Source organism: Maricaulis sp. (assembly GCF_017643475.1).
Taxonomy (GTDB): domain Bacteria; phylum Pseudomonadota; class Alphaproteobacteria; order Caulobacterales; family Maricaulaceae; genus Maricaulis.
Genome location: NZ_JAEPNI010000002.1, coordinates 231,360 through 245,783 on the forward strand (window position 1 = coordinate 231,360; position 14,424 = coordinate 245,783).

Here is a 14,424-nt window from a genome sequence, read left to right on the forward strand (position 1 = left end):
TCGTGCGCTTAGCCGGCCGAGGCCAGGGTCTTGGAGGCGGCTTGGGCACGTTCGATCTGAGCACGCACACCCATATCATCGGAACCCGCGACGACCTCGCCCTTTGTTTCCACCAGGATGGGCAGCGTAACCGTGACCGTGGTGCCAACGCCCTTTCGGCTGGCAATGCTCATCGTGCCGCCATGCAGTTCGGACAGGGCACGCACCAAGGACAGGCCGAGGCCGGTGCCACGGTTTTCGATATCGCGGGCATTGGTGGCCTGGCGATAGGGTTGGCCCAGGCGTTCGGCTTCTTCCGGGTCGAGACCGACACCGCTGTCGCCAACAGCCAGAACGAGATTGCTGCCCAGGGAACGCGCCATGACGACCACGGCACCGCCCGCCGGCGTGAATTTCACGGCATTGGACAGGAGATTGAGCAGGATCTGACGCAGGGCCTTGCGATCAGCCGTCACCTCGATCGGCTCGTCCAGCGGATCCACGGACAGGGTGAGCCCAGCCTCTTCCGCCTGCAGGCGCATCATCTTGGCGGTGACCGAGAGAACCTCGGCAATGTCGAACGCTTCCGGCGCCAGTTCGTAACGGTCAGCTTCGATCTTGGACATGTCCAGCACGTCACCGATCAGCTCCATCAGGTGCTGGCCGCTTTCATGGATCAGGTCGGCATATTCCGCATAACGCGCCGGCATCGGGCCGAACAGGCGCGTTTTCATCACATCGGAGAAACCGATGATGGCGTTCAGCGGCGTGCGCAGTTCATGGCTGACAGACGCCAGGTATTGCGATTTGGACAAGGCCTCCTCGATCGCTTCGCGGCGGGCCTCCTCGGCTTCGCGCAGTGCGGTTTCCACAACGACACTGTCATCACTGGCCAGCGAGGCGACCGAACCACCGGAGATCGGCGTGGCACTCAGCTTGACGGTTTCCGGACGACCGCGATCACCGCGGATGGACAGAAGTTCCTCGACATCACGGCCAGCGCTCTTGCGCGCTGCGGTGGTGAGCAGGACACGGTCCTCGTCCTCAAAACCCAGATCGCTGACCGGCAGGTCGACGATCGAGCGCGGCAGTCCCGGAGAGAGTTCACGCAATCCCTGGGAGGCCGCCAGCACGCGGCCCTTCTGGTCACAGGCCACCAGCGGCGCCGGTGCAGCGTCAAAGGCACGTGCGCGGATGCGGCCGGCCTCGGCCTCTTCCCGGATACGATCCGCCAGCTTGATCGCGCGAATGGACGCGCAGGTGAAGCCATAGGCCAGCATGCTCAGCGCGCCGAGCACGAAGGGCATGTGAAAGTTTACCATTTGCGGGGCGGGCTGGATGAAACCGGTCATGTCCAGCGCCAGCGTGACGGCAAACGCCATCAGTGCCACGGCGCTTGCCTTGATCACCGCTTCACGATCGCCATAGGCGGCCGCCACTGCTGGTGCGAGCGGAAATAGAATGACGCCCAGACCGCTGATGCCGCCGCCAGCCGCCGTCACGGCGACCGCCAGCGAAGTCCACAACATGGCGATCAGGAAACGGTCGAAATCCTTGGTAAGACGGGCAGATAGCACAAGCCCGGCGACCGCGGGCAGAGCCAGGACACCAATGCCGGCGACCTTCATCCACACCGCAATATCCAGCATCGGCCAGATACGACTGGCCGCCCAGCCGACAGTTGCCAGCCAGATCAGGTTGACCACGGGGCCACCATGTTCTGCGATCCAGAGCGTTATGTCTCGGCGGGCTTGTTTCATGTCCTCACAGTGCGCGACTCAGTCACAAATCCACCTCGTTAATCTTCGCCGCAACGGTTAACAAAGCCTGAATCTTAAAGCTTGAGCGTTTACGCTTGTGAATAAGAAATCCTGTGCTGAACAATTCATGATTCCAGTCTTGGAGACGGGCCTGCCGCGGGGCATAGTGATTGTCCAAGGGCTATGGAGGCATCGAGATGTTGAAACTGTTTGTTGCAGGTCTTCTCGCAAGCACGTCACTGCAGGATCAAACCACCCAGCCCGAAACCGCGCAAGCTGACACCGCGCCGGTCCTCCAGCTGGAAGCCCCGGCCGAAGATCCCTCGGCCCTGCGCGAGGAAGCCTCCTCCTATGCCGCCTATCACAGTGTCATCGCGGACCTGCGCGATGCCCCGATCGGTTCGGCCGAGGATCTCGACAATGCCATGGACACCCTTTCCTCCTTCTATAGCGAGGATCGTCTGGTGCGCGCCTGGATCGCCTATACGGCCATGATCGCCGCCCGGCACCCGGAATATCTCGATGATGTGCGTGAGCTGGCGGATTATTATGGTCCGGAGGCCGCCATGTCGGGGCTGATGTATGATCCGGCCTATGCCACCAGTTTTGAAAATTCCGGCGACGCCCAGCAATCCGTGGTGGATGCGCTCGAGCGTGATACGGCCCAGATCCGCGAAGTCTCCGAACGTTACCGCGCCGCCGCCTATGACCTGCAGACCGCTCGCTGGGCCAATGTCCGCGCTCGCGATCGTGAAAGCCGTCTCGCCGCAATCGAAGATGCTGCCCAGCGCAATATTGCCCTGGACAGCGATGTCCAGAACCGGATCGGTTCCGGCGCAGCGTCTGAATTGTTTGAAACCGGCGCTGCCGCCGACGATACAGCCATGGCACCGCAGCTTTCCCTCACCGTGGGCGAAACGGCCATTGATCCGGACCGCCAGCGTATTGGCCGCATACTCTCTGTGGCCGCCCTGGAAGATCTCTCCGCCGACCCGCAACGTTCCCGCGAGGTGATCGATGCGCTGTTGTCTGATCCGGTCGTGGAACGCTGCATGGCCTGGGTGCGGCTGGACCTTCAGCAATGCATCGCCGCCGGCCATTTCAAGTATGAGGACAGTTTCTGTATCGCAGAACACGCCCTGCTCGATGTCAGCCGCTGTATCGGTGCCTCCACCGCGACCAATTAGGGCCTCGCCAGGGCGTTAACGGATCCGGCGTAATTTTAACATTCCTTACCAAAAAGTGTCTCGCTCCGGGACAAGATAAAATTGCGCACAAATTTTAGACAAAACCTGTGCTCCAAATTCGCACGTTATTGTCGGTAAACCCTACAAACGCTCGCTATTTCGGGCTCTCTCACCTAGCCTCTATCCTGCAAAGAAGAAGAACAGCCGCAAAGGCTGTCGATGAGGTGGTTAGAGCATGTTCCTTATTCGTGCTGCATTTTGGCTCGCTGTAGTCAGCCTGTTTGTTCCCAAGGAATTCGCAGGCAGCGAAATTGTCCTGCCGCAGGCCGTGGCAGAAACGCGCATCGATGCAGAAGGCGCTGTTGGAGACTGGTGTACTGAACGCCAGGAGATTTGCGATGCCGGCGAGGAAGCGGCGCGTCTCGGCGCATTCCTGGCGGATATGGCCGTTGACCGGATCGAAGCAGCGATCGAAGACCAAGACGAAAGCGCCCGCTAGGTCGCGACTTCACAACACACTTGCGCCCCGCGACCTCTCGCACTAGGTCGCGGGTATGAACACATCCAGCATCCAGGACGAGGTCGAGGAACTGGTCGAGGAATTCGACCTGCTCGACGATTGGGAACAGCGCTACAAATATCTCATCGATATGGGCAAGGCGCTGCAGCCGCTCGACGCCGCCGAGAAAAACGACATCACCAAGGTGAAGGGCTGTGTCAGCCAGGTCTGGCTGGTGCACGAGATCGACGACGACACCCACATCTTCCGCGCCGAAAGCGATGCCCACATCGTCAAGGGCCTCGCCGCCCTGCTCGTCCGCCTTTATTCCGGCCGCACCGGCGAGGAGATCCTTTCCATCGATGCCCGCGAGGTCCTGCAGACTATCGGCCTGGCCGAACACCTCTCTCCCCAGCGCTCCAACGGCCTCGCCTCAATGATCAAGCGCATCCAGACGGTCGCGGCAGGCTAGGCGTTCACCAGACCTTCCAGCGCTTCCGTCACAATGCTGCGGCCCTGCCGGGGATTGCCCGCGAAACGACGTCCCAGGGCGGCCAGGCTTTCCTCGCGCACCAGTGCACCGAGCAATACCTCGCCGTCGCGTCGTCCCAGCCGGTCAAACACGGACATCACCCGCTTCGTCGCGGCGAGCCGGGACAGGGTCGCGGTCTCCTGGCCGTTACCACCACGGCCGCTCCGTGCCTGGGCGTCCAGGTTCCAGTTGCGAGTGACCGGCTGGGTCAGGGTCGAGCTGTGATAATCGCGCAGGAAGTTCTCAGCCGCATTGATCTGGGCTGCGGTGAGGAAATGCGCCCAGCGCGCCACAGGGCTTTCATTACAATTGGCAAGAACGCGGGTCACACGGCCCTTGCGGTCGAAAATTTCCCGCAGGGCAAGGACGCGGTGCTGGCTGTGAAATCCGCCACGCTCCCGCTTGACCGCCAGCCGGCCCGCTTCGGTCTGACGGTATTCATCAACGCAAAATTCCAGGCGCCCCTCCGAGATGGCCTCGCGCGCCTCGGCCCTGTCCAGCCTGGCCAGGGCACGCCTGCGCCGGTCTCCGTCGGGAAACACACCAAGCCGGTCTGATCCGCCCGGCAATGGCAAGAGCCGGGCCCCTGCCCGTGCCAGACAGCGCTCCCATCGCGCTGGTCGGCCCATCAGTTCACAATGGCCGGACGCGGCGCGGTGCGCAGGCAGGCCTCCAGCTGTTCCAGGCAGGTGTCGAAATCGTGGTTATCCCGCTCGTCCTCGATGCGGTGACAGGCATGGGCTGCGGTCGAGCGATCACGGTCAAAGGCCGAGGCTACGCGCGCCAGCGGCAGGCCGAATGAGACATGCATCAGATACATGGCGATCTGGCGGGCAAAGGCGGCTTCGCGGGAACGTCGGGTTGGCGCCACGACATCCTGGGTGGCGATGCCGAAACTGTAGGCGACCGCGCTGGCGGCCAGTTGCGCACAGGCCAGGTCCTGGAGCCTGGTCCGGTTTCTCATCGGCGTCCCGGCTGGGTGGGGACGTGCTGTACTTTCAATCATCCTGCTCTCCCGTTCTGGTCGAGAAGCCGTTTTCGACTTCCCGTTCATGCTAGGAGGCTACGCCCGGGTGTGGATTATATTCCTACTGTTCACGCAAAGCCAGAGATTACACGCAGGACGTGCAACTCTGAGCTTTCCGCTGTAAGGCGAGGAAATATCAGGGCGCCAGGTAAGCGATGAGCAGGACCACCGCCAAGAGCGCACTGGTCCAGATCGCAAGGACACCACTCGGGATATCCCGGCTGAGCTGTCCGCCCGGGCTGAAGATTTCGAAGGCCTTGCCGCCCATGCGGGCCTGGGTCGCAGTGACGATATTGCCGACAGCCGCATTGAGGCGATCAATCATCTGCCAGCCCCAACGCGCCGTACCGTCCAGGAAACGACGATAGACCCAGTCAAAATCGATATTCACCGACCGCTTCTCCTCCGGATAGAGGTTGAACCTCACCAGGAGTGTGAAGGCGAACATGGCCGCCAATAACAACTGCATCTGCCCGACAATGTGATCGAAGGTGTAAGGCTCGTAGTGCAGCGCCGCTTCCGGATACGGAACCAGCTCGTAGAGCACGCCGTAATTGATACCCAGATAGACACACAGAAGCGCCGCCAGGCCCATAGCCATCAGCATGTTCACCGGCGCCTCGCGGACACGCAGTCCTCGATCATGGGCGAAGAAGGCGAAATACGGGATCTTGATACCGGAGTGTTCCAGGACACCTGCAGAGGCAAAGACCAGGACCAGCCAGACCAGGGTGTGGTGTTCCTGCGCGACCGCTGCCAGGGTCAGCGCCTTGGCGACAAAACCGGAGAACAGCGGGAATGCCGAGATCGAGGCCGCGCCGATGAGACAGAACACAGTCGTCGCCGGCATGGACTTGAACAACCCGCCCAGTTCCGAGCCCTTGACCGTGCCGACACGGTGCAGCACCGCGCCCATGCTCATGAACAGGAGCGCCTTGTAGATGATGTGCACAAAGGCGTGCGCCGCAGCACCATTGAGCGCCAGTTCGGTGCCGACACCGATACCAACGACCATGAAGCCGAGCTGGTTGTTGAGCGAATAGGACAGCACCTTGCGCAGATCATTCTCGACCACAGCAAAGAAGACCGGGAAGGCCGTCATCACGGCGCCGATATAGATCAGGATCTCGGTGCCTGCATATCCCCGCGCCAGGGCATAGACCGCCAGCTTGGTGGTGAAGGCAGAGAGCACGACAGCGCCGGTGATCGTCGCCTTGGGATAGGCGTCCTGCAGCCAGTTGTGCAGGAAGGGGAAGGCGCATTTGATGCCAAAGGCGATGAAGATCAGGAAGCCGCCAACCGTGTCGATCGACAGACTGCCATCAAAGGCCCAGCTGCCGGTCTCGCTGGCACGGATCACAGCGCCAGCCAGCAGCAGTACGCCGGACAGGATGTGGATGCCCAGATACCGCAGGCCAGCCTTGTAGGAGGCATTGTTGCGCGAACCCCAGATCAGGAAGACAGACGAGATCGCCGTCAGCTCCCAGAAGAAGAAGAGCGTCAGCAAGTCACCGGCAAACACAGCGCCCAGACCGGCACCGGAATAGATCAGCCCCATGACATCGGCCAGGCGATCCTTCTCGTGCAGGCCGTAAAGCCCGTTGATAAAGGCGGCGATGATGAAGACCAGCGACCAGATGCGCGAAAGATTGTCGTAGCGGAAGGTCTCGAGCGTGAACCCGCCGAACTCGATCAGGCCATAGGTGCCCGTCGTGACCGGATTGAACCACAGCACCAGTGCGACGATGGGGGCCAGCAGCGCCAGCGCCTTGCGCACATGATTGTTCGAGATCAGCGCGGCAACGAGGCCCGCAATGATGACCGGCCAGGCCGGAGAGACATGCGCCAGGCTTTCAATGTGGAAGGTCTCAATCATTGTCACCCTCCTCGTCCCAGTAGTTTTCCTCGCGACCAAGCACGCCGCGGATGACGATCCAGCCGATCATCACGGCCAGGACAAAGGCACCGAAACCCCACATGGCGTAAAAACCGGTGATCTCGGCGAGGTGCACATATTCATGACGCGGATGGAAAACATCCGCTGCAACAAAGGCCACAGTCAGGATTCCGAAGATCCAAAACATGGAGGACTTCAGCCATTTGGCGTCCAGCCACAGGAAGGGACGCGCCAACGGGTGTATCAGCTCGTCGTTTTTCTTGTTGTCGTCACTCATCACAGAGCTCCTGCGCTGGCCAGCGGCATGAAGACGGGTTCCAGATAATCCCGGATCGGCCCGATCAGGAAGAAGAGCACGATCACGCCCGCAGCGGTGATGACCGGCGGGAGGATGACCAGGGCCGGCGGCTGTTTCTTCAGCTTGGCTTCGTCAGCCGGAGCAAAGAAGCCCCGCGCCGAGAGCGGCAGAAGATAGGCCACATTGAGAATGGAAGATGCGACCAGGGCCACGATCATGATCGCCTGCCCGGCATCCCAGGCGCCCTGCATCAGGAAGAGCTTGGGCCAGGACCCACCCAGCGGTGGCAGACCGATGATCGACAGCGCACCGACCGTATAGGCGCCAAACAGCCAGGGCATGTACTTGCCCAGACCGCGCATTTGCGAGATCTCGGTTTTCTTGGTCGCGGTATAGATCGCACCGGCGCTCATGAAGAGCGTGATCTTGCCCCAGGCGTGCATGATGATCTGCAGCGCAGCGCCCAGCATCGCCAGCGGCGAGGCCAGCATCACACCCAGCGTCACATAGGAGAGCTGGGAGACAGTGGAAAAGGCCAGGCGCGCCTTGAGATTATCCTTGGTGATGGCGACCACGGAGGCCAGCACGATTGAAATCGCGGCGATCCAGGCCAGCGGCTCCGAGCTCGGCGCGGCCGCGATCAGCGTCGGTCCGAAGATATAAGTGCCCACCTTGAGGATGGAGAAAACGCCGGCCTTCACAACCGCCACAGCGTGCAGGAGTGCGGAGACCGGGGTCGGCGCGACCATGGCATTGGGCAGCCAGGGGTGCATCGGCATCAGCGCCGCCTTGCCGATACCAAAGGCAAACATGATCAGGAGGATGCCGGCGATCATCGGCTGGACGTCATTGAGCGCCAGCAGGCCACCGGCGACGAAGTCGGTAGAGCCTGCCAGGAAATGCGTCGCGATGACGGCCGGAAGGAAAAGACCGATCGAGGTGCCCATCAGAATGGTCAGGTAGATCTTGCCGCCACGCTTGGCGTTTTCATCGCCCTTGTGCGTGACCAGCGGATAGGTCGACAGCGACAGCACCTCATAGAAGAGGAACATGGTCAAGAGGTTGCCAGACAGGGCAACCCCCATGGCCGAGGCGATGGCGATACAGAAACAGACATAGAAACGCGTCTGGTTCTTCTCGTTATTGCCGCGCATATAGCCGATGGAATAAAGCGAGTTGACGATCCACAGACCGGAGGCCACAGCCGCGAAGATCGCGCCCAGCGGTTCCAGCTTGAAGGTCAGCTGCAGGCCCGGCGCGATATTGGCCAGGACCAGGGTCGGTTCGCTCGGAGCAATCTCGACCAGGTAGGCGACATTGATCGCCAGCAGCACGGCCGAGACCAGGGTCGCACCCTCGCGCAGATTGGGTTTATTGCCCAGCAGCGCCACGAAGACACCGCCAACGGCCGGAATGGTCAGGGCCAGGGCGAGAGAGAGTTCAGCAGACCACATGGCTTAATGCCCTCCCGTCACGGCGTTCGCCGCAGCCTCGGCCAGACCGACCAGAACATCGGCGTGGAAGAAGAAATACAGATTGGCAAAGGCCAGGATGCCCATCGGCACCAGCACCATGTAAGGCGCATGACGCGCGGCGGGCTTGGCACCGTGATGTTCTGGCGGGCTTTCCATCCAGATCGCCGAGAGCATGCGAGCCACATAGGCCAGCGCCATCAGCGAGGAGATGATCAGGGCGGCCACCGCCCACCACCAGCCGCGCTCCAGCGCTGCGGTGATGAGATACCATTTCGAGGTAAAGCCGATCGTCAGCGGCACACCGACCAGCGACAGGCCGGCAATGGTGAACGCCCCTGCCGAGGCCGGCATGGTGCGGCCAAGACCGTTGAGGTCACGGATCTGACGGACGCCGAAATGCAGCGCAAACGCGCCGAGCGCCATGAACAGCGCGCCCTTCATGATGGCGTGATTGATCAGGTGCAGGATACCGGCCGACAGGCCTGCCGCCGTCCCCATGCCCAGACCCAGCATCATGTAGCCCACCTGGGCAACAGAGGAATAGGCGAGCAGACGCCGCGCATCGGTCTGGAAGATCGCCTGGCTGGACGCCACCATCATGGCGATGACGCCAACGGCTGCGAAGACCCAGGTGAAGGAGAGTTCGACAAAGGCCACATCGGGATGGAAGACGGAAAAGAGGAAACGGATCAGGGCGTAGAAGGCGACCTTGGTCGCTGTCGACGCCAGGAAGGCCGTCACGAAATTCGGTGCGAACGCATAGGCATTGGGCAGCCAGACATGCAGCGGGAACATCGCGGCCTTCAGGCCCAGCCCGACCACGATGAAGGCAAAGGCCGCCTGGGTGACCCGGTTATGCCCCTGCTCCTGCAGGATCTGGCCGATATCGGCCATGTTGAGCGAACCGGTCGCCATGTAGAGGAAACCGACGCCGATCACGAAGAAGGTCGCGCCGATCGTGCCCAGGATGAGGTAGTTGTAGGACGCGGTCAGGGCCCGGCGATCCTTGCCGGCGCCCATGGCGATAATCGTGTAAGTCGAGATCGAGGAGATCTCGAGAAAGACGAAGACGTTGAACGCATCGCCTGTAATCGTCACACCGAGCAGACCCGCCAGCGCCACCAGGAAGGCGGAGTAGAAGAGCGCCTGCTTGCCCTCTTCGATCTCGTCACCCACGCTGGGCAGGGCAAAGATCACACAGAGCAGTCCGACAACACCGACAAGGGCAAGGACGACGGCGTTGAGCGCATCAACACGCAGCTCGATGCCATAGGGCGGCTCCCAGCCCCCCATGTGATAGCTGATCAGCCCGTCGCTCAGCACCAGGCCAAGGACGACAAGCGAGAAGAAAGCCACCAGCGAGGCTGTGACCATGGCAACGATCCAGCCGAGACGGCCGTTTGGCATCAGCGCTGCGACAGCCGCGGCGACGAGCGGGATGACAATCACCAGCGCCGGAGCGTGGTGGGCCAGTCCGGAAGGAAGAAGATTGACCAGAAAATCCATTATTCACTGCCCCCCGTCTCGCGGTTGTAGTCCGCGGCGTTGAGCCCATCATCTTCAATGGTTCCATAGGCTTCGCGGATCCGGACCACCAGGGCCAGGCCAACAGCCAGGGTCGCGACGCCGACGACGATCGCAGTCAGGATCAATACGTGCGGCAGCGGGTTGGAATAGAGCACTTCGCTGGCGTGATGCGCGGCATCAGCACCGGCGGCATAATCGGACGCGTGCTCGACAGCCTCAGTTGCGTGATCGCCGGCATGGGCGTCCGCAGCCGGTTCGGCGTGACTGTCCGCGGCAGCGTGGTCACCGCCTGCCTCGCCGTGCCCCGCAGCAGCGTAACCGGCACCGTGGGAGCCCTCCTCATCGCCGTGATGGGCGCCATCGAGAATGGGCGGCTGGCCGCCAAACACCTTGCCGATGGTTATGTAGAGGAGGAAGACCGAGGTCTGGAACAGCGACAGGCCAACCAGTCGCTTGACCAGATTGCCGGTCGCGATGACCACATACAGGCCCGTCATCATCAGGATGATGATCGGGATATAGTTGAAACGTTCGAGGATGATATCGAGCATTCTACCACTCCTCGTCCGGGATATCCGGCACACGTCCGGCGAAGGCGTAGAAAATCGCCAGCATGACCGAGGCGACCGTGGTCAGAACGCCCAGCTCGATCAGCAGGATGCCGTAGTGCTGGCCGCTGTGGTGACCCTGGTCGGGATGCAGCGCGTCATAATCAAGGAAGTTCACCGCCTCGCCCGCGAACGGCAGAAAGAGCGTCGCCACGCCCACACCGGCATAGATCAGAACGCCTGTTGCCGCGCCGATGCGCGCAACATTTGGCGGAACCGCCTTCTGGGCTTCTTCAATGCCGAAGATCAGGGCGTAGAGAATGACGGAAACAGCGATGATCACACCGGCCTGGAAACCGCCACCGGGACCATAATCACCGTGGAACTGAACATAAAAGCCGAACACGACGATCATCGGGATCAGCAGTTTGGAAACAACGCGAAGGATCAGGTGCGGGTTCATGACTTGCCCTCCCCCTTCTTGCGGCCATTGCCGAAGCCCAGCAGAAGGATAACGCCCAGCGCGGCGGTGAAGATCACCACCACCTCGCCGAAGGTGTCATAACCCCGATAGCTGGCCAGGACGGCCGTGACCACGTTGGGCACCGAGATCTCGTTCGGCGTACGGGTCATGTATTCCATGCCCACGCCCGCATTGGCCGGAGAGTGCGCATCGCCATAAACCGGCATGTCCGGAATGGCGAAGAAGAGCGCCAGTCCTGCCACGGCAACAACCGCAAAGGCGGCCCAGTGGCGACCAGCGCCGGCCGGCTCGGCCTCGCGCGCGGTCAACAGCATCGCGCCCAGCATCAGAACGGTTGAGATACCTGCGCCGACGGCAGCCTCGGTAAAGGCGACATCGACCGCGTCCAGGGACACGAACCAGGCCGCGGACAGAAGTGAATACACCCCGGTCAGCATGACGACCGCGAACAGGTTGCGCAGGCGGACAATGGCAAAACCGACGGCCAGCAACATGGCAATCAGCGTGTAGTCCAGGAATTGAGTGAGATCAGCACCGGTCACGACGCGCTCTCCTCTTTCACGGCATCACGGGGATGCTCCGGCTTGAACTTGGACAGGTCCGGCTTCTGGCCGGCCCGGTGGGCGGCATTTGCAACCGCATGCGTCGCTGTCGGACTGGTCAGGAAGAGCAGCAGGCCGACAAGCGCCAGCTTGGCCATGGTCTGCCAGTCACCGGCCTGCAGGATCAGGCCGAGAATGATCAGCTCGGCGCCCAGCGTGTCGGTGACACCGGCCGCGTGCATGCGCGTGTAGAAATCCGGCAGGCGGATGACACCAATGGCGCCGGCCAGAACGAGCATAAGACCGAGGGTCATGGAACCCACAGCGATGGCGAACAGGGCGTGTTGTCCGAATTCAACCAGGGTCATTCGTCGAAATCCCCGTCCACGGCCTTGCGCAGCGACATGCGCGCCAGGGCGATCTCGAGCGAGCGATAGCGGAAGAATTTCAGGATCGCGATCGTCGCCACAAAATTGATCAACGCATAGAGCAGCGCGATATCGATGGCGTCCTGGCGTCCGGCAATCGCAGAGAAGACCAGCAGGAAAAGCACCGTCTTGGTACCAAAGGAATTGGCGGCCAGGACGCGGTCATACAATGTCGGCCCGGCAAACAGGCGAGCGAGCATGATCGCCATCGCACCGGCCATACCCAACGCGATAACAAAGTTCACAAGATCCATTATTCAGCCTCCCGGCGTCCGTCCGACGCTTCATCCGTACGGGCTGCCATTTCGGCAAAGCCTTCCGGAGCGGTGAAGGAATTGTCCAGCGCGTGCACGAGGAAGCCATCCTCCTCCACATCCACCGTCACCGTTCCCGGTGTCAGCGTGATGGAATTGGCGAACACACATCGCGCCAGGCCCGTGCGCAGATCGACCGGCACGCGAATCAGGCGCGGCTCAACTTCGATCTCGGGTTTCATGATCAGCTTCACAACAGCCAGATTGGCCGCCACGATTTCCCGGCCAAGCCAACCCCAATACCCGAATAGGGCAAAGGCGGGCTTCAGGGGCACCGTCTCGCGATCAAGAATACGCATGCGAACAGTCAGATAGACTGCACCCGCAATGCTCAATACGGACATGACCAGCAGGACCTTGTGGTCGCCGGACAGGGTGTAGGAACCGGATAAAACTAGCCAAAGCACCACCAGGACGGCGGTGAGGCCGACACCATAAGCCATGGAATCTCCCCGCGCGTTAACGCTCAGTAACGGTTATTAGCGATCAGGAATTGGCTTGGCCAGACAAACCGTCAGGATTTCGCACACCTACCCACACTGTATCAGGCAAATGTGATCGGCAGGGTTGGCAAACTGCGCGCTTTCAGGGATTCCCAGCGCCAAAACCCCAACTTTTCGCGGGTTAATGTGCGCCGGTCTCGGTGGACAGGTTCCAGTAACGCAGCACGGTCTGGGCCTTTTCAACCGAAAGCATGGCATAGACATGGCGGGCCTGTTCGGCCTGGACGCTGTCGGTCTGGCGCCCCACGCCAACCCAGAAGGCCTCGAAAGACGGCCATTTCAGTCCCGTCGCCTTGCACAGGACGGCAAAGGGTTCCCCGGACATGTCGTCGACCAGCTTGCGCATCAGGCCGATATCAATACCCGACAGGGTCGCGACCTCGGAGATGATGTCCTGGCGAGGTCCAGCCACACGCATGGCCTCCAGAGCACCTTCCAGGCTGTCGAACGGGCTGAGCGTCACGGCCTCACGATTGCGCTGGCGCCGGTCGATATAGCGCAGGATGCGTCGCACCAGCGGGTCGGACCAGCCCTCCGCCCGGGCCATCGGGAAAATGTCTTCCGAGGCATCGATGAGAATGGTGCGATCCACGGCGAAACGCTCGAGGATTTCCAGCCGGTTTTCATGATCACAGCCCCAGAAGAGGCGAAACGCCTGGGCCGGTCGCAACTCGCCACGACGGATGATCAGCGGGGCGTAACTCGGCTCTTCCCGCGCTGCGGCGACAACATGGTCAATTGTCGGAGCCGCCAGCAAGGCCGTCTTGTTCTTGAGCAGGCGTTTGACGACTGCAACTTCGCCATAGGCCGCCAGCGCTGCGGCAACCGTCTCCGAGAGATTTTCCCGGCGGGCAATCGCCAGGCGATGATCCACCGTGCCGCCCTGGACGATTTCCAGCATGTCGAAATCGGTCAGCGCCATGCACTCTTCGAGAATGGGCTCGGCAATCTCGAACTTGTCAACGGCCAGCATGCGTAAGAGACGGTGCGGCGCTTCGTTCAGCCCGGCCAGACGCTGGGCCACCCGCTTGCGAAGCTGCTCATCCCCCTGCCGCAAAAGATCATGCAGCAAGTCGCCGACAATCCAGCGCTCGCGCGGCGTCAGTCGCGAGGTCGGCAGCCCGACAATATCCGCCAGACGACGCGCCAGAACAGCCCGCGCACGTGAGGTGACGGGCTGATCCAGGTCAAAGGGTTCAGCTTGGGCCATCGGGCTGGATCCGTTTTGTTCGCAGCCAGACTGGCGGTGTGGTGTTAAAAAAGCGTGCGCGGGAGGGGGTGGATTGTCGGGAAAGGTTAGCTGGAGCAAGCCGATACAAAGATTGACATCAAATCTGTTGTTTCAATCAACGCTGCCGTCATCCCACGGTGGCTGCGAAGCAGACATCCGGGGGACCTCGGCTATCCTGTCGAGAGGCGAGCTG

General features: G+C 61.4%; 17 protein-coding genes. 3 read left to right on the top strand and 14 right to left on the bottom strand.

Translation table 11 applies throughout. The features are described from left to right. Positions 1-8: 8 nt before the first annotated feature. A complete protein-coding gene (locus JJ889_RS08360; protein ID WP_291893691.1) occupies positions 9-1,739 on the bottom strand; it encodes a HAMP domain-containing sensor histidine kinase in 1,731 nt (576 codons plus the stop codon). A gap of 197 nt (positions 1,740-1,936) precedes the next feature. Between JJ889_RS08360 and JJ889_RS08365 the strand changes: the two genes are divergently transcribed. The 3 genes from JJ889_RS08365 (at position 1,937) to JJ889_RS08375 (ending at position 3,897) form a co-directional block, all read left to right on the top strand. Continuing rightward, positions 1,937-2,926, top strand: coding sequence for a hypothetical protein (locus JJ889_RS08365; RefSeq protein WP_291893695.1), 990 nt, complete (start codon positions 1,937-1,939; stop codon positions 2,924-2,926). A gap of 235 nt (positions 2,927-3,161) precedes the next feature. After that, positions 3,162-3,425: a hypothetical protein gene (locus tag JJ889_RS08370; RefSeq protein WP_291893698.1), complete on the top strand. Its 264-nt coding sequence runs from the start codon at positions 3,162-3,164 to the stop codon at positions 3,423-3,425. Positions 3,426-3,480: 55 nt separating this feature from the next. Continuing rightward, positions 3,481-3,897 carry a SufE family protein gene (locus JJ889_RS08375; RefSeq protein ID WP_291893701.1) on the top strand — a complete coding sequence of 139 codons (417 nt, stop codon included), beginning with the start codon at positions 3,481-3,483 and terminating at the stop codon, positions 3,895-3,897. Here JJ889_RS08375 and JJ889_RS08380 read toward each other — a convergent pair. The 13 genes from JJ889_RS08380 to JJ889_RS08440 all read right to left on the bottom strand — a co-directional run bounded on the left by JJ889_RS08380 (position 3,894) and on the right by JJ889_RS08440 (position 14,210). After that, positions 3,894-4,532: a DUF6456 domain-containing protein gene (locus JJ889_RS08380; RefSeq protein WP_291893704.1), complete on the bottom strand. Its 639-nt coding sequence runs from the start codon at positions 4,530-4,532 to the stop codon at positions 3,894-3,896. The two genes, JJ889_RS08375 and JJ889_RS08380, sit on opposite strands and share 4 nt — an antisense overlap. 53 nt (positions 4,533-4,585) lie before the next feature. After that, the gene (locus JJ889_RS08385; RefSeq protein WP_291893707.1) at positions 4,586-4,963 is read right to left on the bottom strand and encodes a helix-turn-helix domain-containing protein; all 378 of its coding nucleotides are present in this window, start codon (positions 4,961-4,963) and stop codon (positions 4,586-4,588) included. 157 nt (positions 4,964-5,120) lie between these two features. After that, complete coding sequence (locus JJ889_RS08390; protein WP_291893709.1) at positions 5,121-6,860, bottom strand: Na(+)/H(+) antiporter subunit D; 1,740 nt, start codon at positions 6,858-6,860, stop codon at positions 5,121-5,123. Beyond that, entirely contained in the window at positions 6,853-7,158 is a 306-nt protein-coding gene (locus tag JJ889_RS08395) for a hypothetical protein (RefSeq protein WP_291893711.1), read from the bottom strand. Before JJ889_RS08395 ends, JJ889_RS08390 begins: the two co-directional genes overlap by 8 nt. Next, complete coding sequence (locus tag JJ889_RS08400) at positions 7,158-8,633, bottom strand: proton-conducting transporter membrane subunit (RefSeq protein ID WP_291893714.1); 1,476 nt, start codon at positions 8,631-8,633, stop codon at positions 7,158-7,160. The genes JJ889_RS08395 and JJ889_RS08400 overlap by 1 nt, the downstream gene beginning before the upstream one ends. Positions 8,634-8,636: 3 nt before the next feature. Further along, positions 8,637-10,160: a monovalent cation/H+ antiporter subunit D family protein gene (locus JJ889_RS08405; RefSeq protein ID WP_291893716.1), complete on the bottom strand. Its 1,524-nt coding sequence runs from the start codon at positions 10,158-10,160 to the stop codon at positions 8,637-8,639. Continuing rightward, entirely contained in the window at positions 10,160-10,732 is a 573-nt protein-coding gene (locus JJ889_RS08410) for a cation:proton antiporter subunit C (RefSeq protein ID WP_291893719.1), read from the bottom strand. The genes JJ889_RS08405 and JJ889_RS08410 overlap by 1 nt, the downstream gene beginning before the upstream one ends. Before the next feature lies 1 nt (position 10,733). Next, positions 10,734-11,192 (bottom strand): Na(+)/H(+) antiporter subunit B, encoded by a 459-nt coding sequence (locus JJ889_RS08415; RefSeq protein WP_291893721.1) that lies wholly within the window; start codon positions 11,190-11,192, stop codon positions 10,734-10,736. Next, positions 11,189-11,755 carry a DUF4040 domain-containing protein gene (locus JJ889_RS08420; RefSeq protein ID WP_291893723.1) on the bottom strand — a complete coding sequence of 189 codons (567 nt, stop codon included), beginning with the start codon at positions 11,753-11,755 and terminating at the stop codon, positions 11,189-11,191. The genes JJ889_RS08415 and JJ889_RS08420 overlap by 4 nt, the downstream gene beginning before the upstream one ends. Next, the gene (gene mnhG / locus JJ889_RS08425) at positions 11,752-12,123 is read right to left on the bottom strand and encodes a monovalent cation/H(+) antiporter subunit G (RefSeq protein WP_291893726.1); all 372 of its coding nucleotides are present in this window, start codon (positions 12,121-12,123) and stop codon (positions 11,752-11,754) included. The genes JJ889_RS08420 and mnhG overlap by 4 nt, the downstream gene beginning before the upstream one ends. Then, entirely contained in the window at positions 12,120-12,437 is a 318-nt protein-coding gene (locus tag JJ889_RS08430) for a monovalent cation/H+ antiporter complex subunit F (protein WP_291893730.1), read from the bottom strand. The genes mnhG and JJ889_RS08430 overlap by 4 nt, the downstream gene beginning before the upstream one ends. Then, positions 12,437-12,940, bottom strand: coding sequence for a Na+/H+ antiporter subunit E (locus tag JJ889_RS08435; protein WP_291893733.1), 504 nt, complete (start codon positions 12,938-12,940; stop codon positions 12,437-12,439). The genes JJ889_RS08430 and JJ889_RS08435 overlap by 1 nt, the downstream gene beginning before the upstream one ends. Positions 12,941-13,121: 181 nt before the next feature. Beyond that, a complete protein-coding gene (locus JJ889_RS08440; protein WP_291893736.1) occupies positions 13,122-14,210 on the bottom strand; it encodes a DUF2336 domain-containing protein in 1,089 nt (362 codons plus the stop codon). Positions 14,211-14,424: the final 214 nt, after the last annotated feature.

What these genes read in the sequence shown, in the direction of transcription:
- JJ889_RS08360 (WP_291893691.1), bottom strand. Translation starts at nt 1,739, where the DNA reads ATGAAACAAGCCCGCCGAGACATAACGCTCTGGATCGCAGAACATGGT.
- JJ889_RS08365 (WP_291893695.1), top strand. Translation starts at nt 1,937, where the DNA reads ATGTTGAAACTGTTTGTTGCAGGTCTTCTCGCAAGCACGTCACTGCAG.
- JJ889_RS08370 (WP_291893698.1), top strand. Translation starts at nt 3,162, where the DNA reads ATGTTCCTTATTCGTGCTGCATTTTGGCTCGCTGTAGTCAGCCTGTTT.
- JJ889_RS08375 (WP_291893701.1), top strand. Translation starts at nt 3,481, where the DNA reads ATGAACACATCCAGCATCCAGGACGAGGTCGAGGAACTGGTCGAGGAA.
- JJ889_RS08385 (WP_291893707.1), bottom strand. Translation starts at nt 4,963, where the DNA reads ATGATTGAAAGTACAGCACGTCCCCACCCAGCCGGGACGCCGATGAGA.
- JJ889_RS08390 (WP_291893709.1), bottom strand. Translation starts at nt 6,860, where the DNA reads ATGATTGAGACCTTCCACATTGAAAGCCTGGCGCATGTCTCTCCGGCC.
- JJ889_RS08395 (WP_291893711.1), bottom strand. Translation starts at nt 7,158, where the DNA reads ATGAGTGACGACAACAAGAAAAACGACGAGCTGATACACCCGTTGGCG.
- JJ889_RS08400 (WP_291893714.1), bottom strand. Translation starts at nt 8,633, where the DNA reads ATGTGGTCTGCTGAACTCTCTCTCGCCCTGGCCCTGACCATTCCGGCC.
- JJ889_RS08405 (WP_291893716.1), bottom strand. Translation starts at nt 10,160, where the DNA reads ATGGATTTTCTGGTCAATCTTCTTCCTTCCGGACTGGCCCACCACGCT.
- JJ889_RS08410 (WP_291893719.1), bottom strand. Translation starts at nt 10,732, where the DNA reads ATGCTCGATATCATCCTCGAACGTTTCAACTATATCCCGATCATCATC.
- JJ889_RS08415 (WP_291893721.1), bottom strand. Translation starts at nt 11,192, where the DNA reads ATGAACCCGCACCTGATCCTTCGCGTTGTTTCCAAACTGCTGATCCCG.
- mnhG (WP_291893726.1), bottom strand. Translation starts at nt 12,123, where the DNA reads ATGACCCTGGTTGAATTCGGACAACACGCCCTGTTCGCCATCGCTGTG.
- JJ889_RS08430 (WP_291893730.1), bottom strand. Translation starts at nt 12,437, where the DNA reads ATGGATCTTGTGAACTTTGTTATCGCGTTGGGTATGGCCGGTGCGATG.
- JJ889_RS08435 (WP_291893733.1), bottom strand. Translation starts at nt 12,940, where the DNA reads ATGGCTTATGGTGTCGGCCTCACCGCCGTCCTGGTGGTGCTTTGGCTA.
- JJ889_RS08440 (WP_291893736.1), bottom strand. Translation starts at nt 14,210, where the DNA reads ATGGCCCAAGCTGAACCCTTTGACCTGGATCAGCCCGTCACCTCACGT.